Source organism: Pantoea sp. EKM103V (genome assembly GCF_011800365.1).
GTDB classification, from domain to species: Bacteria; Pseudomonadota; Gammaproteobacteria; order Enterobacterales; family Enterobacteriaceae; genus Pantoea; species Pantoea anthophila.
Window position 1 is genome coordinate 14,608 of sequence record NZ_JAALFQ010000001.1, and the last position, 21,052, is coordinate 35,659.

Sequence of the window (21,052 nt, forward strand, 5' to 3'; positions counted from 1 at the left end):
AGAGCTGTTCCAGTTTTTAGCCTGAGCTGACATTGCGCCGGTTAACCTGGCGTAAATTGTGCTAGCTTCTGCTGAAACAAAAGTTACAGGGTGCGATATGAAACAGCTTGATGAACGACTCCGGAGTCACTATCCCCAGCTCTCGCCGCAGGAGCAGCGCATTGCCGACTTCGTGTTTGACCACTTCGATGATCTGATCAGCTACAACAGCGCCGAGCTGGCGCGGCTCAGCGGCGTGTCGAAAGCCACGGTCAGCAGGCTGTTTAAGCGTCTGGGATATGAGAAGTACAAGGATATGCGCGATGAGCTGCGCATCCTGCGTCAGAGCGGCATGCCGCTGACCGATAACCGGGATGCGGTGCAGGGCAACACGCTGCTGGCGCGCCACTACAAGCAGGAGATGGCGAACCTGACACAGTGGGTCAACAGCCTGGATGCCCGCCAGTTTAACGATGTGATCCAGCAGCTGGCGCAGGCGAAGCGCGTCTTTATCATCGGCATGCGCAACGCCTATCCGGTGGCGCTGCATCTGCGACAGCAGCTGGTGCAGGCGCGCTCGCAGGTCTTTATCCTGCCGCAGCCAGGCCAGACGCTGGCAGAGGAGCTGGTGGATATCACCCCGGAGGATATGGTGGTGGTGATGGCGTTTCGCCGCCGTACCCGCATCATCCGTCCGCTGATGCAGCAGCTTCAGGCGGCCGGAATACCGCTGCTGGCGCTGTGTGAGCCGCAGGCGCAGACGGTCACTGCGCTGGCACGCTGGCAGCTCTGCACGCCGCTCGACAGCGTTTCCGCCTTCGACAGCTACGGCTCGGCCATGAGTCTGATTAACCTGATTGCCAATGCGCTGCTGCATGAAATGCTGGCGCAGGGGCGGCAGCGTATTCATCAGATCGCCGATCTCTACCAGCAGTTCGACGAGCTGGAGCACCGTTAACAGGCACCATTTTGGTGCTTTGCCCCATTTCAGTACACGCCCGCCCGCGGCGTAATCCTCCCCGGTTACGCCCCTTTTTCAGTGAACTCTTTGCCGCTTAACCCTTTTTCCGCCGCGGCCCTTGTTGGCACATTAGTTGCAGATTGCCTGTTAAAGAATCTTTTGTTTCATCACATTTCACCGGGGTGCATAATGAAAAAAGTTTTAATGGCGGTTGCAACAGCGGCATTACTGATGGCACAGGCGGGAAGCGCACTGGCCGATCAACTGCAGGACATTCAGAAGCGCGGTGTGATCCGCGTGGCCGTTCCGCAGGATTTCCCGCCGTTTGGCTCGGTCGGTACCGATCTGCAGCCGCAGGGGTATGACATCGACATGGCGAAGTACCTGGCGAAGCAGATGAAACTTAAGTTGCAGCTGGTGCCGGTCAGCAGCGCCAACCGGGTGCCTTATCTGCAAACCGACAAGGTCGATCTGGTGATCTCCAGCATGGGTAAAAATGCGGAGCGTGAAAAAGTGATCGACTTTACCCGCGCCTATGCGCCGTTCTTCCTGGGCGTCTTCGGACCGAAAGGTGATGAGATCAAAGCGGCCAGCGCGCTGAGCGGCAAGTCGATTGGCGTTACCCGCGGCGCGGTAGAGGATATGGTGCTGAGCGAAGTGGCACCGAAAGATGCGCAGGTGAAACGTTACGAAGATAACAACACCACCCTATCGGCGTATCTCTCCGGCCAGGTGCAGTATGTCGCCACCGGCAACCTGGTGGTCGCCGCCATTGCCCGCCAGAATCCGGAAAAAGCGCCGGTCGCTCAGTTTATGCTGAAAGATTCGCCCTGCTTTATCGGTCTGAAGAAAGATGAGCCTGCGCTGAAGGCGAAGGTGAATGCGCTGATTGAGCAGGGGATTAAAGATGGCACCCTGAACAAGCTGTCCGAAGAGTGGCTGAAAGCGCCACTGCCCGCCAGCCTGGGCGCATGAGGACAGATTCATGACCGGGCAACTTAACTTTACCGCGTTGTGGCCCTACTGGCCGGAGCTGCTTTCCGGCCTCTGGGTCACCATTCAGCTGACGCTGCTGGCGACCACCGGTGGGGTGGCGATTGGCATCGCAGGCGCGGCGCTGCGCAGCGGTAAACCGGGCTGGCTGAGCCGCCTCTGGGGCCTCTATGTCGAGCTGATCCGTAATACGCCGTTTGTGGTGCAGCTCTTCTTTATCGTTTTTGGTCTGCCGAATCTGGGTCTGAAACTCACCGCCGGTGAGGCGGCGCTGCTGGCGATGCTGATCAACCTGGGCGCTTACAGCACCGAGATCATCCGTGCCGGCATCCAGGTGACCCCGAAAGGGCAGTGGGAAGCGGGGCGGGTGCTGGGATTGACCCGCAGCCAGACCTTTCTGCGGGTGGTGTTACCCCCTGCGCTGCAGCGGATTTATCCGGCGCTGGTGAGCCAGTGCATTATCGTGATGCTGGGGTCGTCGGTGGTGTCGCAGGTCTCCTACGAGGAGCTGACCTTCGCCGCCAACCTTATTCAGTCGCGCACTTTTCTGAGCTTTGAGGTTTATCTGGTGACCACGCTGATCTACCTGGCGTTGTCGATTGCGATGCGCCATCTGCTGCTGGCGATAGGCCGTAAATGGTTTGGAGTGCAGCCCTCATGATGACGACCTTTACCGACTGGGACATCGTGCGCAACCTGCTGCTGGCGGCGCGCTGGACCCTGTTACTGTCGCTGGTGGCCTTTGTCGGCGGAACCTTGGTGACGCTGCCTCTGCTGCTGCTGCGTCTGCTGCAGCGCAAATGGCTGACGCGTGCGATACGGGGTTACACCGCGCTGTTTCAGGGAACCCCGCTGCTGATGCAGCTGTTTCTGGCCTTTTTTGGCGTCGGCTTATTTGGCATTGATGTGGCGCCCTGGACGGCCGCCTCGCTGGCGCTGACCTTCTACACCAGCGCCTTTCTGGTGGATATCTGGTACGGCAGCATCCGCGCCCTGCCGAAAGGGCAGTGGGAAGCGTCACGCTGTCTCGGCCTGACCTTTGGTCAGACGCTGTGGCGGGTGGTTGCACCGCAGGCGATCCGTATCGGCATCGCCCCGACGGTAGGTTTTGCCGTGCAGGTTATCAAGGGCACCGCGCTGGCGTCGATTATCGGGTTTATCGAGCTGACCAAGGCGGGCACGATTCTGAACAACGTGACCTACCAGCCGTTTAAAGTTTTCGGGCTGGTGGCGCTGGGCTACTTCCTGATGTGTTATCCGCTGTCTCGCTACAGCCAGTATCTGGAGAAAAAATTCAATGCCGCTCATCACCATTAATCAGGTGCAAAAATATTACGGCGACAACCATGTGTTGAAAGGCGTGGATCTGGATATCGACATGGGAGAGGTGATCTCGATCATCGGTCGCAGCGGATCGGGCAAAAGCACGCTGCTGCGCTGTATGAACGGGCTGGAAGGCTATCAGGAGGGCAGCATCAAGCTCGGCGGCATGACCATCACCAGTCGTGACTCGCAGGCGCGTGAAATCAGCCGCTCGATTGGCATGGTGTTTCAGAACTTCAACCTCTTCCCGCACATGACGGCGCTGGAAAACGTCATGCTGGCACCGCGCCGCGTGCTGAAGAAAAGCGACGCTGAATGCCGGGCGCTGGCGACGCAGATGCTGGAGAAGGTGGGGCTGGGCGAGCGCCTTAACTATTACCCTGCCAGCCTCTCGGGCGGCCAGCAGCAGCGCGTGGCGATCGCCCGTGCGCTGGCGATGACGCCCAAAGTTTTACTCTGTGATGAGATCACCTCTGCGCTGGATCCCGAACTGGTGGGCGAAGTCCTGAAAGTGCTGGAGCAGCTGGCAGCGGAAGGCATGACGCTGATCCTCGTCACGCATGAAATGAATTTCGCCCGCGACGTGGGCGATCGAGTGGTCTTTATGCATCAGGGGCGCGTCTGGGAGCAGGGCGACAGCAAAACGCTGTTTGCGCAGCCGCAGTCGCCGGAGCTGAAGCAGTTTATCTCTTCAGTGCGTCTCTGAGTCTTAAAAAAGGAAACCCGCATGGATATCAATCATTACCCGCAAATTAATCCGCCACAGCGTCTGCTGATGGGACCCGGCCCGATCAACGCCGATCCGCGCGTGCTGCGCGCCATGTCGAGTCAGCTGCTGGGGCAGTACGACCCCGCGATGACCCACTACATGAACGAAGTGATGGCGCTCTATCGCGGCGTATTTCGCACCGAAAACCGCTGGACGCTGCTGGTTGATGGCACCTCCCGCGCCGGTATCGAAGCGATTCTGCTCTCCGCTATCCGGCCTGGTGATAAGGTGCTGGTGCCGGTGTTTGGCCGCTTCGGCCATCTGCTGTGCGAGATTGCCCGCCGCTGCCGGGCAGACGTCCACACCATCGAAGTGCCGTGGGGCGAGGTCTTTACCCCCGATCAGATTGAAGAGGCGATTAAAAAAGTGCGGCCACGCCTGCTGCTCACGGTGCAGGGCGACACCTCCACCACCATGCTGCAGCCGCTGGCGCAACTGGGTGCCATCTGTAAGCAGTATGGCGTGCTGTTCTACACCGATGCTACCGCGTCGCTGGCGGGTAACGCGCTGGAAACGGATGCCTGGGGACTGGATGCCGTCTCGGCGGGGATGCAGAAATGTCTGGGCGGGCCTTCCGGCACCTCGCCGATCACCCTGAGCGCAGAGATGGCCGCGGTGATCCGCAAACGTAAATGCGTGGAGCAGGGGATCCGCACCGAGGCGCATCAGGATGGCGAGGAGGAGATGATCTACTCCAACTATTTCGATCTCGGCATGATCATGGATTACTGGGGGCCGGAACGACTCAATCACCATACCGAAGCGACCAGCGCGCTGTTTGGCGCGCGCGAATGTGCCCGCCTGATCCTGCAGGAGGGGCTGGACAACGGCATCGCCCGTCACAAACTGCATGGTGAAGCCATGCTGAAGGGGATTCAGGGGATGGGGCTGGAAACCTTCGGCGACCTGAAAAACAAAATGAACAACGTGCTGGGCGTGATGATCCCGTCAGGCGTAAACGGCGACCAGGTGCGCAAACTGATGCTGGAGGATTTCGGCATTGAGATCGGCACCTCGTTTGGTCCGCTGCATGGCAAGGTCTGGCGCATCGGCACCATGGGCTACAACGCGCGTAAAGATTGCGTGCTGCAGACGCTGGCCGCGCTGGAAACGGTGCTGACTCACCTGGGGTATCGCACGCCGCAGGGCGCGGGAGCTCAGGCCGCCTGGGATCACTACGGGAGCCAGGCATGATGATGAGCGCCAGCGAAGCCCTCGCTGCTGCACAGCGCGTCATGGCGCGCTGTGATGCGCTGGCAGCGATTAGCGAAACGACGGAGGGCCTGACCCGCGTCTACCTGTCGCCGGAACACCTGCGCGCCAACGCCTGCGTTGGGGAGTGGATGCAGGCGGCGGGGATGACGGTCTGGCAGGATGAAGTCGGCAATATCTGTGGCCGCTACGAGGCAGCTGAAGCAGGGGCGCCCGCGCTGCTGCTCGGTTCGCATCTCGACACGGTACGTAACGCCGGTCGCTACGACGGAATGCTGGGCGTGCTCAGCGCCATCGAAACCGTACAGTGGCTTCATGAGCACCAGTGCCGTCTGCCGCTGGCGATAGAGGTGATCGGTTTCGGTGATGAAGAGGGGACCCGCTTTGGCATCACGCTGCTTGGCAGTCGCGGTATTACCGGCAGCTGGCCGCAAAGCTGGGTGACCCATCCCGATGGCAACGGCATTACCGTGGCGCAGGCGATGGCGGATGTCGGGCTCGACAGTGCGCAAATCGGCGCGGCGGCCCGACGAATAGAGGATATCGTCGGCTATCTTGAACTGCACATTGAGCAGGGCCCCTGCCTGGAGCAGGAGGATCTGGCGCTGGGCGTGGTCACGGCCATCAACGGGGCGCGTCGTCTTCACTGCCGTTTTAGCGGTGAAGCGGGCCATGCCGGCACGGTGCCGATGACCCACCGCAAAGATGCGCTGGCCGCAGCCGCCGAGTGGATGGTGTTTATTGAGCAGACCACCCGTGAGCAGGATCCGCAGCTGGTCGCCACCGTCGGCACCCTCAGCTGCGCCCCGGGGGCGGTGAATGTCATCCCTGGCGAGGTGTCGCTGTCGCTGGATGTGCGCGGCCCGCTCGATCATCCGCTGGAGACCCTGCTCTCCACGCTGTTAACTCAGGCCGAAGCGATTGCGCTGCGGCGTGGAGTGCAGTTTACGTCGAACGAATTTTATCGCATCGGGGCCACCGCCTGTGACTCGGCGCTACAGCAGGCGCTGAGCCATGCGGTTGAAACGGTGCAGGGGCGCAGCCTGTCGCTGCCAAGCGGAGCCGGACATGACGCCATCGCCATTGCTGAACGCTGGCCGGTCGGTATGCTGTTTGTGCGAAACCATCGCGGCATCAGCCATCATCCGGCCGAGTCTGTCGCGGTGCAGGATGTGGCACCGGCGCTGCAGGCCTATCTGCAGGCGGTCACGCTGATCGCCGGACGGAGCTGAAAATGGAATTAACCACGTTTAATCAGCTGCCGGCCGACGAGGCGCTGGCGGCTATCCGGCATTGTGTGGCGATCCCGCACTGGCAGCTGTCGCTGGTGGCCGCTCGTCCGTTTGCCACCACAGACGCGCTGCTGACCCGCGCCGACACGCTGGCCCGCCAGTGGCAGCAGCCCGATCTGGCGGTGGCGCTGTCGGCGCATCCGCGCATCGGCGAACGCGCCCGGGGCGCAGACAAAGAGGCGACGCTGTCGCGCGGCGAGCAGTCCGCCATGCAGCAGGCCGATCACGCCCTGCAACAGGCGATGCAGCAGGGTAATGAGGCCTATGAGGCGCGCTTTGGCCGGGTCTTTCTGATTCGCGCGAAAGGGCGCAGCGGCGAGGAGATGCTGGCAGCGTTGCAGCGCCGGCTGCAGAATGACGATCAGGCTGAACAGCAGGAGGCGCTGGATCAGCTGCGTGAAATCACACTGTTACGCCTCAGGGAGACGATTCAATGAGTACCGTTACCACGCATATTCTCGACACGGCGCTGGGAAAACCGGCCAGTGGGGTGGCCATCTCGCTGGAGCAGAACAGTCCGGAGGGGTGGTTTCCTGTCTCTCAGGGTGAAACGGACAGCGACGGACGACTGAAAGATCTGACCCCGGAGCCGCTGACGCCGGGGCACTATCGCCTGACCGCTGAAATCGGCGACTATTTTGCTACCGCCGGTCGGGATGCGCTCTACGTCAGCGCGCAGATCGATTTCATGATTGCCGAGGCGGGCAGCCATTTCCATCTGCCGTTTCTGATTTCCCCCTGGTCCTGGTCAACCTACCGCGGCAGCTGAGCCGGCCGTTTACAGCGAAAAGCGATCCGCATCCTGCCAGGCGGGGAAGCGTTCGCGGTAAGCGTGCAGCGCCTCCAGCGACAGCGTCGCATCCAGCCGGGCGCGCTGATGTGGCTCCGCCGCACTCAGGATCTCGCCCTGCGGCGAAATAATCTGGCTGTCGCCGCTGTAGTGATGCTGATTGCCATCACTGCCGACGCGGTTGCAGCCTGCGACATATGCCTGATTCTCAATCGCCCGCGCTAACAGCAGCGCCTGCCAGTGTAAGGCGCGAGGCGCTGGCCAGTTGGCGACATAGAGCGCCAGATCGTAGTCGTTGCGGTTGCGGGAGAAGACCGGGAACCGCAGGTCGTAACAGATCTGTGGCAGGATGCGCCAGCCGCGCCATGCCACCACCTGTCGCGCTTCGCCGGGCTGATAGTGGTGATGTTCATCCGCCATGCGAAACAGATGCCGCTTGTCATACTGGTGCAGCGTGCCATCCGGCTCCACCAGCAGGAAACGGTTCACCGCGCCGTTTTCGGTCTGGATCGCCGCGCTGCCGCCCACCAGCGCATCGCTGCGGCGGGCATGCTGATGCAGCCACTCCACCACCCGCGCCTGCGGCAGCGAGCTTTTCGCAGCCTCCATCGCAAAGCCGGTGGTAAACATCTCGGGCAGGATAATCAGATCGCGTCCGGTGAGTCCGGCCAGCTGTTCGTCAAAATGGCGCAGGTTGGCTTCGCCATCCATCCAGCTCAGCGTCTCCTGCAAAAGCGTGATTTTTAAAGCTGACATAAGCGCTCCGCGGCAGCATCTAACGTCGCCGGCTGTTTAGCAAAACAGAGGCGGATCAGTTTATGAGGAAAAGGATCGGCGCAGAACACCGACAGAGGAATCGCGGCGACGCCCACTTCGCGGGTCAGCCACTGGCAGAAACTGACATCATCCAGATCGGAGATCGCGCTGTAATCTGCCAGCAAAAAGTAGGTGCCCTGGCACGGTAAAACCCTGAAGCGGCTGTGACGCAGTGCATTCGCCAGCCGATCGCGGCGGTCGCGATAGAAAGCGGGCAGGGCCTGATAGTGCTCCGGATGCTCACGCAGCATATCGGCAATCGCCAGCTGCGCCGGGGTATTGACCGAGAAGGTCAGATACTGATGCACCTTACGCAGTTCAGCGCTGATCGCCGCCGGGGCAATGCAGTAGCCCACCTTCCAGCCGGTCATGTGAAAGGTTTTGCCAAACGACGACACCGCGATGGCGCGCTGACGCAGGTCAGGATGGGCCAGCACGCTGGCGTGGCCCGCTTCATCAAAACAGATATGCTCGTAAACTTCATCGCTCAGCACGTAGACCGGTCGCGCAGCAATCGCCTGCCACAGCGCGGCAAAATCCTGCTGCTGCCAGACGGTGGCTGACGGGTTGTGCGGGGTGTTCAGGATCACCAGTCGGGTTTTATCACTCAGCAGCGCGGCAAACGCCTGCCAGTCTGGCCGGAAGGCGGGCGGCTGCAGCGCCATGCGTTTCATGACGCCGCCCGAGAGCGTGACTGCCGGGGCATAGCTGTCGTAGCTGGGATCAAAGCAGATCACCTCATCGCCCGGACGCACCAGCGCGGTAATCGCCGCATAGAGCGCTTCGGTTGCGCCCGCCGTCACCGTAATCTCCGTTTCCACATCAGGCTGATAGTCATAAAGCCGCGCGGTTTTCTCCGCGATCGCCTGACGCAGCGGCAGCGCCCCGGTCATCGGCGCGTACTGGTTCGCGCCCTGGCTGACGTGATAGGCGAGCCGCTGCTGCAGATAGTCCGGGCCGCTGAAATCGGGGAAGCCCTGAGAGAGGTTGATGGCGTTATGCTGCTGCGCCAGCGCACTCATCTGGCTGAAAATTGTGGTGCCGAGCGCCGGAAGTTTGCTCTCGGGGATCAGGTTGTGCTGCGTCATGATGTCAGGCCTTAAGCGCGAAGAGAGAAGCGGGGTCACCCGGGGTTTGTGCCACTATAAACAGGATGGTAGTATTTGGCAATCAAGACGCTTAGACGTCTAAATGCTTTATGCTCCGCGCGTCACCGGCGTTGGCAGCGCTTGCTGACACACGGATCATTTCGCCTTTAACTGCTTTATGCTTCGCGCAACAGCGGCGTTGGCAGCCCCTGCTTACGTGGTATCACCTTTCACCGCAAGGAACCTTTATGTCACAGAGTCATCCATTAGATCAGCTGGTTGCTGCCTGTCACTGGATAGGCATGAAAGGCTGGGCTCCGGCCACCGGCGGGAATATGTCGGTACGCCGCGACGGGCATGTCTGCCTGCTGAGCGAATCGGGCAAAGATAAGGGCACGCTGACGCGTGATGACTTTATTGAGGTCGACATCGCCACCAGCCAGTCGCTGTCGGGCCGTAAGCCCTCGGCCGAAACCGGTCTGCACACGCTGATCTATCGCCTCTTTCCTGAAGCGGGCGCGGTGCTGCACACCCATACGGTCAATGCCACGGTGCTGTCGCGGGTGGAGCAGGGCGCGGCGCTGCTGCTGCACGGCTATGAGATGCAAAAATCGCTAAGCGGTCAGCATACCCATCTGGAGACGGTGGCGATCCCCGTGTTCGACAACAGTCAGGATATCGTGGCGCTGGCGTCAGAGATTGAAGATTACGCCGCCCGCTTTCCGCTGCGTTACGGCTTCCTGCTGCGCGGCCACGGCCTGACCTGCTGGGGCGAGGATGTCAGCGAAGCGCGCCGCCATCTGGAAGGGCTGGAATTTTTATTTGAATGTGAACGTCAACGTCGCCTGCTGGAGAAAGCATGATCCGCGCCATTGTTACTGATATTGAAGGCACCACCAGCGATATTCGCTTTGTGCACAACATCCTGTTCCCCTATGCCCGTCAGCATCTGGCGGACTTTCTGCGAGAGCATCAGCTTCAGCAAGAGGTTGCGGCGGCGCTGCAGTCGGTGCGGGAAGAAGCGGGGCAGCCGCAGGCCGATCTGGCGGCGCTCATCGCGATCCTGTCCGATTTTATGGATCAGGACCGCAAATCGACCGGGCTGAAAGCGCTGCAGGGCATGATCTGGCGTGATGGCTATCTTAACGGCAGTTTTACCGGCCATCTCTATCCCGATGTGCTGCCTGCATTACGCCGCTGGCAGGCGCAGGGCATTGAACTCTATGTATATTCCTCCGGTTCGGTTGCGGCGCAGAAATTGTTATTTGGCTACAGCGACGAAGGTGATATTACTGACATCTTCAGCGGCTACTTTGATACGCACGTCGGCGCCAAACGCGAGGTGACAGCCTATCGCACGATCGCCGCTGAGATCGGGCAGCCAGCGGAGCAGCTGCTGTTCCTCTCTGATATTCGTCAGGAGCTGGATGCCGCCGCGGAGGCGGGCTGGCAGACGATACAGTTACTGCGTGGCGAGGCGGACAGCGAGAGCCGTCATCGTCAGGTGACGGATTTTTCCCAGATTAACCCGGAGTCGATTTAGCATGAGCGCACTGACGATTTTTTCTGACCGCGAAGCGAGCCAGCCGGTCTGGCACAGTACCGAAGCAGAGGCGATTCGGGAACGCCTGAACGCGAAAGGGGTGCGTTTTGAACGCTGGGAAGCCGATCGCGATCTGGGTGATAACCCGGATGCGGAAACGGTCATTAAGGCCTATCAGCATGCGATTGATCGGCTGGTGGCTGAGAAGGGCTATCAGAGCTGGGACGTGATCAGTATGCGCGCCGATAATCCGCAGAAAACGGTGCTGCGTGAGAAATTTCTTTCCGAGCATACGCACGGCGAAGATGAGGTGCGTTTCTTTGTCGAGGGGGCCGGACTGTTCTGTCTGCATCTTGACGGTGAGATCCTGCAGATCCTCTGCGAAAAGAACGATCTGATCTCGGTGCCTGCGGGCACGCCCCACTGGTTTGATATGGGATCGTCACCGCACTTCACGGCGATCCGGATTTTCGACAACCAGGAAGGCTGGGTGGCGCACTTCACCGGCGATAAGATCGCCGATGCCTATCCGCGTCTGGCCTGATCGGCCCACGGCCGGAAAGGGGTTTGCGGTGAGCCTCCGCGCTGCCGCAAACCCCTGATATCGCTTACTACGGCTGGAAGAAGCCGCTCTGCACCTGGTCAGGCGTGACCACCCCCGTGTCGAGTATCCAGCCGCTGATCAGGGCGGCTGGCGTCACATCAAAGGCCGGATTGAAGACCCTGGCCGTTTCCGGTGCCCACTGCACGCTGCCAAAACTGCCCGCCACGCCCGTGACTTCGCTGGCGGCGCGCTGCTCTATCGGGATGGCGGCGCCATCCGGGCAGTGACGATCCAGCGTAGTATGGGGAGCCGCGACGTAGAACGGAATCTGGTGATAGTGGGCCAGCACCGCCAGGCTGTAGGTGCCGATTTTGTTTGCCACGTCACCGTTGGCGGCAATGCGGTCGGCACCGACCCAGACCGCATCCACCTCGCCACGTGCCATCAGGCTGGCGGCCATGGAATCGGTAATCAGGGTACAGGGAATCGCCAGTTCGCCCAGCTCCCACGCGGTTAAACGGCCGCCCTGCAACAGCGGTCGGGTTTCATCCACCCAGACATTTTTGATCCACCCCTGCTGATGCGCGCGGGCAATCACGCCCAGCGCGGTGCCCACGCCCGCGGTGGCCAGCCCGCCGGTATTGCAGTGGGTGAGCAGCTGGCTGCCCGGTTTGATTCGCGTGCAACCGGCTTCAGCAATCGCATCACAGAGCTGTTTATCCTCCTGCACCAGCCGCCAGGCTTCGTCCGTCAGCGCAGTGACAAACGCCGGCTGGGCCAGCGCCACTTTCATCCGGTCAAGATTGTTCATCAGATTAACGGCGGTTGGCCGGGCGGCACGCAGATGTTCCAGCGCCTGTGCCAGTTCAGCGCGGGTCTGCCCCTGTTCAGCCAGCAGCGCCAGCAGCAGTGAGGCAGAGAGGCCAATCAGCGGCGCACCGCGCACCCGCAGCGCATGAATATGGTCAATCAGCTGCGTGACGCTGTGTGCGGGCAGCCAGTTCTTTTGCTGCGGCAGCGCCTGCTGATCCAGAATCCAGAGCCGATTGTCACGAACCTCTAAGCTGGTGGTTTTGAGTGTCTGCATTGTGGGTGAAATCCATGTTGCGTTAATGATGCGTATTGTGCCAACATGCTGAACGGATGTATAGACGTCTGAACGGCTTATTACACCTGGGTTATCCGCCTTCGATTGATGAGGAACAGGCAATGTCGCAATACCGTACCTTTACTGCTGCTGATGCTGTTGAGTATGCCCGGCAATTTGGCGGCGTGAACGATCCTGCCGCGCTCTGCAGCGCTGAAGAGATTGGTGATGGCAACCTTAATCTGGTGTTTAAAGTTTATGACGATCAGGGCCGGAGCCGGGTGGTGGTCAAGCAGGCGTTGCCCTATGTGCGTTGCGTCGGGGAGTCCTGGCCGCTGACGCTGGATCGGGCGAGGCTGGAAGCGCAGACCCTGGTCGAGCACTATAAATATTGTCCGCAGCATACGGTGCAGGTGACGCATTATGATGCGGAGCTGGCGGTGATGGTGATGGAAGATCTCTCCAGCCACCGTATCTGGCGCGGCGAGCTGGTGAAGGGCGCTTACTACCCGGAAGCCGCAGCGCAGTTAGGCGTTTATCTGGCACAGACCCTGTTTCATACCTCCGATTTCGTTCTGCATCCGCATCAGAAAAAGGCGGAAGTGGCGCGTTTCATTAATCCGGAAATGTGTGAAATCACCGAAGATCTCTTCTTTAACGATCCCTACACCGATCATGAGCGTAACAGCTACCCTGATGCGCTTGAGCCGCTGGTGGCCAGCCTGCGCAACGACGATGCGCTGCGCATTGCCGTCGGCGGGCTGAAGCATCGCTTTTTTGCGCATGCCGAAGCGCTGCTGCATGGCGATATTCATAGCGGCTCGATTTTCGTGGCTGACGGCAGCCTGAAGGCAATTGATGCGGAGTTCGGTTACTTTGGCCCGATTGGGTTTGATGTCGGAACGGCGATTGGCAACCTGCTGATTAACTACTGCGCGCTGCCGGGGCTGCTGGCTCCGCGTGAGGCAGCCGATGCGCGCGAGCAGCGGCTGAGTGATGTCCATCGTCTCTGGTCGACGTTTGCTTCGCATTTTCTGGCGCTGGCGGCAGAGAAAACCCGCGATGAGGCGTTGTCCTGGCCCGGCTATGCGGCGGCGTTTCTGCGCAAGGTCTGGGCTGACACCATCGGTTACTGCGGCACCGAACTGATTCGGCGCACGGTGGGGATGTCCCACGTGGCGGATATGAAGCTGATTGCCGATCCGGCGATGCGCACAGACTGCATTGGTAACGCGATTAATTTAGGACGTACGCTGATTCTGGCTGCCGATCACGTGGAAGATGTGGATGCGCTGATTGCCCGCATCCGCCAGGCGGGATAAAAAAGGCCGACATGATGTCGGCCTCTGAAACAGAGCTGGCTCAGGAAGCATAAGTTCAGCACCCGGTGCGGCCATCACACCGGCCTGAACGCTACGCCGCCTCGCTGGTGCGCGACGCAGGCTGAGGCGCTTTCTCCGCCACCGGCACCGCCAGTGCATCTGCCTCAAACTCATCCACGTTGATGGAGCGCAGACGGCTGGCTTCAGCACGCTGCAACACCTCTGCTTCCTTTGCATCGATCCAGCCCTGCTCCAGCGCACGCTTCGCCAGCGCATCCAGACGGGTGAAGGAGAGATGCTGCTTTGTCTGTTTGCACAGGCGGTCATAAATCACTTCGGCTGCCATCACCTCCTGCAGCGCCTGTTCCATCTGACCGGCGGGGTTATTCTCGCCCGGCGTCAGATAGATGCCCCGGCCCAGACGGCTGCGGGTCGCTGACGGCTGTTGCAGCAGTTTTGCCAGCTGGTGATCCAGACGATCAGACGGGGCAGGGCAGTGATGTCCGCCCGCAAAGATAGCCATGCGCAGGGCACCCGCAACCAGCCGGTTCGGGAAGTTGCGCAGCAGATCGTCCATCGCGACCTCCGCCTGATGCAGGGCATCCTGCACGCCCCAGTGAACCAGCGGCAGATCGGTTTCATTACGGCCTTCATCGTCATAGCGTTTCAGGGTGGCTGAGGCAAGATAGAGCTGGCTCAGCACATCGCCCAGGCGCGCCGAGATGCGCTCGCGGCGTTTCAGACTGCCGCCCAGTACCGCCATCGACACATCTGAGAGCAACGCCAGGTTGGCACTGATGCGGTTCAGATGCTGATAGTAGCGACGGGTGGCATCGCGGGTCGGGCTGGCGCTGGTGCGTCCGGCGGTGAATCCCAGCCACAGGCTGCGCACGGTGCTGCTGCCGACGTGACCGATGTGGCTGAACAGGGCATCATCGAAGGCATTAACATCGTTGCTGGCGGCGGCGGCCATCTCCTGCAGAACATACGGATGGCAGCGGATCGCCCCCTGACCAAAGATAATCATGCTGCGGGTCAGGATATTCGCGCCTTCCACCGTGATGGCGATGGGGGCACCCTGATAGGCGCGAGCCAGGAAGTTACTGTTACCCAGCATGATGCCTTTGCCGCCGGCAATGTCCATGGCGTCAATGATGGCGCGCTGGCCACGGTGGGTGCAGTGATATTTCACAATCGCCGACAGCACCGCCGGTTTTTCACCCTGCATAATCCCGGCGGTAATCAGCGTGGCCGCGGCGTCCATTACATAGGCGTTACCGGCAATGCGTGCCAGCGGCTCTTCAATCCCTTCCATCTTACCGATAGAGAGCCGGAACTGACGACGGATGTGCGCGTAAGCGCCGGTTGCCAGCGCCACACTCTTCAGGCTGCCGGTTGAGTTGGAGGGCAGCGTAATGCCACGGCCCACCGACAGACACTCCACCAGCATCCGCCAGCCCTGTCCTGCCATTTCCGGGCCACCGATGATGAAGTCAATCGGCACAAAGATATCCTTGCCGCGCGTCGGCCCGTTCTGGAACGGCACGTTGAGCGGAAAGTGGCGATGACCAATCTCCACGCCCGGCGTGCTGGTCGGGATCAGGGCGCAGGTGATGCCCGGGCTGGCGTTATCGCCCAGCAGATGATCCGGGTCGGTCAGTTTAAAGGCCAGGCCGAGCACGGTCGCGATCGGGGCCAGAGTGATGTAACGCTTGTTCCAGGTCAGCCGCATGCCCAGCACCTGCTCACCCTGCCACTCACCCATGCAGACCACACCGGTATCCGGGATCGCACCCGCATCTGACCCCGCTTCCGGACTGGTCAGCGCAAAGCAGGGGATCTCTTCACCGCGCGCCAGTCGCGGCAGATAGTGATTTTTCTGCGCTTCGGTACCGTAATGCTGCAGCAGTTCGCCCGGACCCAGTGAATTGGGTACACCTACCGTGATCGCCAGAATCCCGGAGACGCCCGCCAGTTTCTGCAGAACGCAGGCCTGCGCATAGGCGGAGAAGGCCAGTCCGCCATACTCTTTTTTAATGATCATCGCGAAGAAACGATGCTCTTTCAGGTAGGCCCAGAGTTCCGGTGGCAGGTCAGCCATCTCATGGGTAATCCGGAAATCGTTCGCCAGGCGGCACGCCTCTTCAACCGGGCCGTCAAGGAAAGCCTGCTCTTCCGGCGTCAGGCGTGGCTGCGGGTAGTTATGCAGCTTCTGCCAGTCCGGCTTGCCCTGAAACAGATCGCCTTCCCACCAGGTGGTGCCCGCATCAATCGCTTCTTTCTCGGTGCGGGACATCGGCGGCATCACCTGCTGGAAGCGCTGTAACATCGGCTGTGAAAAGAGTCTGCGCCGCAGCGACGGCAGGTTGAACGGCAGCAGCAGGATCGCCAGCGGCAGCAGGAGCCACGGCGTCCAGAGATGCGCGACCGCCATCGCGGCGGTCCACAGCAGCAGGATCGCGCTGGCGGTCCGCAGCGACAGGCGGTGATAGAAGAGGGCGCCAATCAGCGCCACCGTGGCAAGTATCGAAACAACCATCATAGTGAACCACTCCGCAAGTAGTAAGAGGTCTGACCTGTTATGTAGAGAGGTTTAGAGCAGCCGGGCGGATTTATCAATTTGTTTACATCGCAATTACAACCTGCCTCACAAAAACGGATTTTTGCCGTTTTATTCGACAACCGGTGTCGGAAACCACATCGCTACCGCCGGGTCAGGCGTGGCATGAAGCTTTGCGCTGACCGGCCATTCCGTTAAACTTGCTGCGATTAACCTCTTCTTATAAAGGACATCCCTATGTACCAGGACATCATCCGCTCTGAGCTTAATGAAGCTGCTGATACGCTGAATAAATTCCTCAGCGATGACGCCAATATTCATGCGATCCAACGTGCTGCGGTGCTGCTGGCTGACAGCTTCAAGGCGGGTGGCAAGGTGCTTTCCTGCGGTAACGGCGGCTCCCATTGTGATGCGATGCATTTCGCCGAAGAGCTGACCGGCCGCTATCGTGAAAATCGTCCTGGCTATCCGGCGATTGCCATCTCTGACGTCAGCCATCTCTCCTGCGTCAGTAATGACTTTGGCTATGACTACGTCTTCTCACGCTATGTGGAAGCGGTGGGGCGTCCGGGCGACGTGCTGCTGGGCCTCTCAACGTCGGGCAACTCTGCCAATATCATTAAAGCGGTTGAAGCCGCCCGTGCGCAGGGGATGAAAGTGATCACCCTGACCGGCAAAGATGGCGGTAAGATGGCCGGCAGTGCCGATATTGAGATCCGGGTGCCACACTTTGGTTATGCCGATCGCATTCAGGAGATCCACATCAAGGTGATCCACATCCTGATGCTGCTGGTCGAAAAAGAGATGGTGAAGTAACTGCGCTGGCCTCCTGTCTGACGGGGGGCCGCTTAATCAGAGGCGGTGGCTATGTGCGAATTGCTCGGGATGAGCGCCAATGTTCCCACGGATATCTGTTTCAGCTTTACCGGACTGGTTCAGCGGGGCGGGGGAACCGGGCCTCACAAAGATGGCTGGGGCATTACCTTTTACGAAGATAAAGGCTGCCGTACGTTTAAAGATCCGCTGCCGAGCTTTAACTCTCCGATTGCGCGTCTGGTGCAGGAGTACCCGATCAAGTCGCACTCGGTGGTGGCGCACATCCGTCAGGCGAATCGCGGGCAGGTGTCGCTGGAGAATACCCATCCGTTCACCCGCGAGCTGTGGGGCCGCAACTGGACCTACGCGCACAACGGGCAGCTGAAGGGCTATAAGCAGCTGGATACCGGCACATTCCGGCCGGTGGGGGAAACGGACAGTGAGAAGGCGTTCTGCTGGATCCTGCATCAGCTGGCGACACGCTATCCGCGCACGCCGGGCAACTGGCCGGCGGTGTTCCGCTTCATTGGCGAGCTGGCCACCGCGCTGCGGCAGAAGGGGGTATTTAACATGCTGCTGTCAGACGGACGTTATCTGATGGCCTTCTGCTCGACCAACCTTTTCTGGATCACCCGTCGCGCCCCGTTTGGCCGGGCGCAGCTGCTCGATCAGGATGTGGAAGTCGATTTTCAGCAGCACACCACGCCGCATGACGTGGTGACGGTGATTGCAACGCAGCCTCTGACGGCCAATGAAACCTGGCAGCGGATTGCGCCAGGTGAATGGGCGTTATTCTGCCTTGGAGAGCGCCAGGAATGAACGGGAAGCGGCTTCGGGACTGGCTAAAACCGGTGCCGGGCTGCTGTTCATCACATATTTCCCGCTGGCGACATTGACCATCGGCGGCTGGTGATACTTCGCAAAGTAAGCGTATCCCGGCTGCAGCTGCTGCCAGAAGCTGGCATAGGTGGAGTAGCGGTGACGCTGCATGTTGCTGTCGGTCATGCGGAACGGATAGATGCTGATGCTGACATCCTGCTGGCCGTTTCGCAGCGCGGCATTCACATAGGTAAAAATCTCATCCATATAGGCGTTGGTCATGGCATAGCAGCCAATCGACTTACAGTCGCCATGGATCATCAGGTAGTTACCGCTGTATCCCTGATTGCGATCGTACTGATTCGGGAAGCCGATGTTGATGGCGCGATAAAAGCGGCTGTCGGGCTTCAGCTGATTCAGCTTCACGTTGTAAAAACCTTCCGGGCTTTTGAAATCGCCTTCACGGCGTTTCGGGCCGAGGCCGCCAGAAAAGTTGCAGATGCGGTAGGTATCCAGCAGGCGATATTCGTTACCGATTTTGCCGTAGAGTTCGAGCGTGCGTTCTTCCTTGAAGATCTGGATGTAGACCGGCGTGCCGAGTAACTGCTTCTTTAATTCTTTGCTGACCGGTGCCGCTGACTGAACGGGTTCGGGTGTCATTGCCATGCTGAGGGCTGGCAGTAAAATCATCGCAAACAGGAGTGCGATTTTGCCCATGCTGTGTATACCTTGAGGTGAAGAGAACATGACACAAATTTTGCGTCTTTGTTGGCATTATCGGAACTATCCGCTACCGCAGCGCAACATTAAACATTGTCTGTTTTTTTAGCAAGACGGCGTCGGCCAAATTCGCGATTTACTGAAGGTTATTCGGCCAGAAATTTGTAAACTTTATTCGCCCGGGCAACAAATATTGCAGTTACCCCTGTCAGCTGTATACTTATCCAGTGCCGGAGGGGGGTATGCGTAAAATCATTCATGTCGATATGGACTGCTTCTATGCCGCAGTGGAGATGCGTGACAATCCCCAGCTGCGCGACATCCCGATCGCCATCGGTGGCAGCCGCGAACGTCGCGGGGTCATCAGCACTGCCAACTATCCGGCCCGCAAATTTGGCGTGCGCAGCGCAATGCCGACCGGCATGGCCCTGAAGCTATGCCCGCATCTGCGCCTTCTGCCAGGGCGTTTCGACGCCTATAAGGAAGCCTCCGCGCAGATCCGTGAAATCTTTTCCCGCTATACCCCGCTGATTGAACCGCTCTCGCTGGATGAAGCCTATCTGGATGTGACCGACAGCCCGCACTGCCACGGCTCGGCCACGCTGATGGCGCAGGCGATCCGCGCCACGATTTACCGTGAAACCGGGCTGACCGCCTCGGCCGGCATCGCCCCGATCAAGTTTCTGGCCAAGATCGCCTCCGACCTGAATAAGCCGGACGGGCAGTGTGTTATCACCCCGGCAGAGATGCCTGACTTTTTACTGACGCTGCCGCTGGCGAAGATCCCCGGCGTAGGCAAAGTCTCTGCAAAGAAGCTCGAAGAGATGGGGCTGGTGACCTGTGGCGACGTGCAGAAGGCCGATTTAGCGCAGCTGCTGAAGCGCTTTGGCAAGTTTGGCCGGGTGCTGTGGGAGCGCAGCCACGGCATTGATGAGCGCGGCGTGATCGTTGAGCGCGAGCGTAAATCGCTGGGGGTCGAGCGTACGCTGGCGGAAGATATCAGCGACTGGGAGGCCTGCCTGGAGATCATCGATTTTCTCTATGCCGAACTCGACCGCCGGCTGACGCAGATCCGACCCGACAGACAGGTGGCGCGTCAGGGCGTCAAACTGAAGTTCAGTGATTTTCAGCAGACCACCCAGGAGCATATCTGGCCGGTGCTGAATAAAGAGGACATGATCGCCATCGCCCGCAAGACCTGGGATGAGCGCCGCGCCGGGCGCGGTGTGCGGCTGGTGGGACTGCACGTGACGATGGTGGATCCCCAGCTGGAACGTCAGCTCCTGCTGGGTTTATAAGTCAGCCTCACCCGCCGGCAGGGCTGACGCCAGATTACTTCTGATATTTCGCGGCCAGGGTGGCGAACCACGGCGCGACAAAATCCTCATTGCTGCCCCAGCCCGGAATGATTTTGTTCAGCGAGGCGACGTTCACCGCGCCAGGCTGGCTGTTCAGCTGCTGCTGAGAGATTGACGCCGCTTTAAACTGATACGTTGCTGGTGTCTCTTCACCGGCAATCTTCTTCGCCACCAGCCGCATATTGACCGCGCCAATGGTTTTAGGATCGACCGCCACCGTCTGCACCCACGGGCTGTTTTTCTCACGCATCAGCTGCAAATCCTGGTTCGAGACATCGATGCTATAGAGCTTGATCTCGGTCCGGCCATTCTCCTGCAGCGCCTTGTAAGCCCCCTGGCTGAACGCATCCCAGGCTCCCCAGATCGCGTCGATTTTCCCTTTCGGGTATTTCGCCAGAATCGCACCAATCTTGTTGGCGGTGTCGCCCTGCACGTCAGTTGAAACGGCCCCAATCGACTCCAGCTGATGAATGCCCGGATTCTCTTTCAGCAGTTTTTCATACACCACCTGACGGCGCTCCATCGGCGGGAAACCGGCGACCCACAGCTTGACGATATTCGCCTTGCCGTGGAAATCGTTAATCAGCTGGCCCAGCGACAGCTGCGCCAGCGAGGCATCATCCTGAGCGGTAACGGTGACGCCGGGAATCGGGCTCTCCACCGGGGTATCAAACACCGACAGTTTGATACCCGCATCGGCAATGCGCTTCACCAGCCCGCTGGCATAGGGCGCCTTACCGTGCGACAGCACGATGCCGTCATACTTCTGGCTGATCGCCTGATTAACGAAGTCCTGGAAGCGCGCGTCGTCGCCGTTGCTGAGGAAGGTGCTGACCTTAAAGCCAAGCTGGCGACACTGCTGAATGGCACCGGCAACAAACTGGGTGGTGTTGTCATCGGAGCCGAGATTGCGGATCACCGCAATGCGGATGGGGCCGTCATGACCCGCGATGGCCGCAGGCACCGGGGTGACGGTCTCCGCGAAGGCGGCGCTGGCGTTCAGCAGGCTCAGGGCCAGCAGCGAGAGCGTTATTTTTTGCATTGTTATCAACTCCGGTAG

The 21,052-nt window shown here is 59.9% G+C and carries 22 protein-coding genes; 16 read left to right on the top strand and 6 right to left on the bottom strand.

Annotated features, from left to right (window positions below; genetic code table 11):
* Nucleotides 1-97 precede the first annotated feature (97 nt).
* The 9 genes from hpxU to uraH all read left to right on the top strand — a co-directional run bounded on the left by hpxU (nucleotide 98) and on the right by uraH (nucleotide 7,298).
* On the top strand, nucleotides 98-937 hold the full coding sequence (gene hpxU / locus HFD97_RS00090; protein ID WP_009091922.1) for a MurR/RpiR family transcriptional regulator HpxU: 840 nt from the start codon (nucleotides 98-100) through the stop codon (nucleotides 935-937).
* A 192-nt stretch (nucleotides 938-1,129) separates the two neighbouring features.
* Complete coding sequence (locus HFD97_RS00095; RefSeq protein WP_009091921.1) at nucleotides 1,130-1,915, top strand: transporter substrate-binding domain-containing protein; 786 nt, start codon at nucleotides 1,130-1,132, stop codon at nucleotides 1,913-1,915.
* 10 nt (nucleotides 1,916-1,925) lie between these two features.
* On the top strand, nucleotides 1,926-2,594 hold the full coding sequence (locus HFD97_RS00100) for an amino acid ABC transporter permease (protein WP_167431209.1): 669 nt from the start codon (nucleotides 1,926-1,928) through the stop codon (nucleotides 2,592-2,594).
* Entirely contained in the window at nucleotides 2,594-3,250 is a 657-nt protein-coding gene (locus HFD97_RS00105) for an amino acid ABC transporter permease (protein ID WP_009091919.1), read from the top strand. The genes HFD97_RS00100 and HFD97_RS00105 overlap by 1 nt, the downstream gene beginning before the upstream one ends.
* On the top strand, nucleotides 3,231-3,962 hold the full coding sequence (locus HFD97_RS00110; protein ID WP_009091918.1) for an amino acid ABC transporter ATP-binding protein: 732 nt from the start codon (nucleotides 3,231-3,233) through the stop codon (nucleotides 3,960-3,962). Before HFD97_RS00105 ends, HFD97_RS00110 begins: the two co-directional genes overlap by 20 nt.
* A 21-nt stretch (nucleotides 3,963-3,983) precedes the next feature.
* Entirely contained in the window at nucleotides 3,984-5,219 is a 1,236-nt protein-coding gene (locus HFD97_RS00115) for an alanine--glyoxylate aminotransferase family protein (protein ID WP_009091916.1), read from the top strand.
* The gene (hpxK, locus tag HFD97_RS00120) at nucleotides 5,216-6,469 is read left to right on the top strand and encodes an allantoate amidohydrolase (protein WP_167431208.1); all 1,254 of its coding nucleotides are present in this window, start codon (nucleotides 5,216-5,218) and stop codon (nucleotides 6,467-6,469) included. Before HFD97_RS00115 ends, hpxK begins: the two co-directional genes overlap by 4 nt.
* 2 nt (nucleotides 6,470-6,471) lie before the next feature.
* Nucleotides 6,472-6,966 (top strand): 2-oxo-4-hydroxy-4-carboxy-5-ureidoimidazoline decarboxylase, encoded by a 495-nt coding sequence (uraD, locus tag HFD97_RS00125; RefSeq protein WP_167431207.1) that lies wholly within the window; start codon nucleotides 6,472-6,474, stop codon nucleotides 6,964-6,966.
* A complete protein-coding gene (gene uraH, locus HFD97_RS00130) occupies nucleotides 6,963-7,298 on the top strand; it encodes a hydroxyisourate hydrolase (protein WP_167431206.1) in 336 nt (111 codons plus the stop codon). The genes uraD and uraH overlap by 4 nt, the downstream gene beginning before the upstream one ends.
* Nucleotides 7,299-7,307: 9 nt before the next feature.
* On the opposite strand, the gene HFD97_RS00135 is transcribed toward uraH, so the two are convergent.
* Nucleotides 7,308-8,075 (bottom strand): amidohydrolase, encoded by a 768-nt coding sequence (locus HFD97_RS00135; RefSeq protein ID WP_167431205.1) that lies wholly within the window; start codon nucleotides 8,073-8,075, stop codon nucleotides 7,308-7,310.
* Complete coding sequence (locus HFD97_RS00140; RefSeq protein WP_185155338.1) at nucleotides 8,063-9,208, bottom strand: pyridoxal phosphate-dependent aminotransferase; 1,146 nt, start codon at nucleotides 9,206-9,208, stop codon at nucleotides 8,063-8,065. Before HFD97_RS00140 ends, HFD97_RS00135 begins: the two co-directional genes overlap by 13 nt.
* Before the next feature lie 263 nt (nucleotides 9,209-9,471).
* Between HFD97_RS00140 and HFD97_RS00145 the strand changes: the two genes are divergently transcribed.
* Genes HFD97_RS00145 through HFD97_RS00155 form a run of 3 tightly spaced genes read left to right on the top strand, consistent with a single transcriptional unit; the run spans nucleotide 9,472 to nucleotide 11,310 of the window.
* Entirely contained in the window at nucleotides 9,472-10,086 is a 615-nt protein-coding gene (locus HFD97_RS00145; protein ID WP_150029321.1) for a methylthioribulose 1-phosphate dehydratase, read from the top strand.
* Nucleotides 10,083-10,766: an acireductone synthase gene (mtnC, locus tag HFD97_RS00150; protein WP_167431203.1), complete on the top strand. Its 684-nt coding sequence runs from the start codon at nucleotides 10,083-10,085 to the stop codon at nucleotides 10,764-10,766. The genes HFD97_RS00145 and mtnC overlap by 4 nt, the downstream gene beginning before the upstream one ends.
* A 1-nt stretch (nucleotide 10,767) precedes the next feature.
* The gene (locus HFD97_RS00155; RefSeq protein WP_167431202.1) at nucleotides 10,768-11,310 is read left to right on the top strand and encodes an acireductone dioxygenase; all 543 of its coding nucleotides are present in this window, start codon (nucleotides 10,768-10,770) and stop codon (nucleotides 11,308-11,310) included.
* A 67-nt stretch (nucleotides 11,311-11,377) separates the two neighbouring features.
* On the opposite strand, the gene mtnA is transcribed toward HFD97_RS00155, so the two are convergent.
* The gene (gene mtnA / locus HFD97_RS00160) at nucleotides 11,378-12,397 is read right to left on the bottom strand and encodes an S-methyl-5-thioribose-1-phosphate isomerase (RefSeq protein ID WP_167431201.1); all 1,020 of its coding nucleotides are present in this window, start codon (nucleotides 12,395-12,397) and stop codon (nucleotides 11,378-11,380) included.
* A 122-nt stretch (nucleotides 12,398-12,519) separates the two neighbouring features.
* Here mtnA and mtnK point away from each other — a divergent pair, with 122 nt between their 5' ends.
* Nucleotides 12,520-13,719: an S-methyl-5-thioribose kinase gene (mtnK, locus tag HFD97_RS00165; protein ID WP_167431200.1), complete on the top strand. Its 1,200-nt coding sequence runs from the start codon at nucleotides 12,520-12,522 to the stop codon at nucleotides 13,717-13,719.
* Nucleotides 13,720-13,810: 91 nt separating this feature from the next.
* Here mtnK and fadE read toward each other — a convergent pair whose 3' ends face one another.
* Nucleotides 13,811-16,261, bottom strand: coding sequence for an acyl-CoA dehydrogenase FadE (fadE, locus tag HFD97_RS00170; RefSeq protein ID WP_167431199.1), 2,451 nt, complete (start codon nucleotides 16,259-16,261; stop codon nucleotides 13,811-13,813).
* Between the two features lie 255 nt (nucleotides 16,262-16,516).
* Between fadE and lpcA the strand changes: the two genes are divergently transcribed.
* Together lpcA and HFD97_RS00180 are read left to right on the top strand one after the other, a co-directional pair.
* A complete protein-coding gene (lpcA, locus tag HFD97_RS00175; RefSeq protein WP_009091904.1) occupies nucleotides 16,517-17,095 on the top strand; it encodes a D-sedoheptulose 7-phosphate isomerase in 579 nt (192 codons plus the stop codon).
* A 51-nt stretch (nucleotides 17,096-17,146) separates the two neighbouring features.
* Nucleotides 17,147-17,914, top strand: a complete 768-nt coding sequence (locus HFD97_RS00180; protein ID WP_167431198.1) for a class II glutamine amidotransferase — start codon at nucleotides 17,147-17,149, stop codon at nucleotides 17,912-17,914.
* On the opposite strand, the gene dpaA is transcribed toward HFD97_RS00180, so the two are convergent.
* Complete coding sequence (gene dpaA, locus HFD97_RS00185; protein WP_046101303.1) at nucleotides 17,885-18,631, bottom strand: peptidoglycan meso-diaminopimelic acid protein amidase; 747 nt, start codon at nucleotides 18,629-18,631, stop codon at nucleotides 17,885-17,887. The two genes, HFD97_RS00180 and dpaA, sit on opposite strands and share 30 nt — an antisense overlap.
* 245 nt (nucleotides 18,632-18,876) lie before the next feature.
* Between dpaA and dinB the strand changes: the two genes are divergently transcribed.
* Nucleotides 18,877-19,932, top strand: coding sequence for a DNA polymerase IV (gene dinB, locus HFD97_RS00190; RefSeq protein ID WP_140923341.1), 1,056 nt, complete (start codon nucleotides 18,877-18,879; stop codon nucleotides 19,930-19,932).
* A gap of 34 nt (nucleotides 19,933-19,966) precedes the next feature.
* On the opposite strand, the gene HFD97_RS00195 is transcribed toward dinB, so the two are convergent.
* Nucleotides 19,967-21,034 carry a sugar ABC transporter substrate-binding protein gene (locus HFD97_RS00195; RefSeq protein WP_167431197.1) on the bottom strand — a complete coding sequence of 356 codons (1,068 nt, stop codon included), beginning with the start codon at nucleotides 21,032-21,034 and terminating at the stop codon, nucleotides 19,967-19,969.
* Nucleotides 21,035-21,052 lie beyond the last annotated feature (18 nt).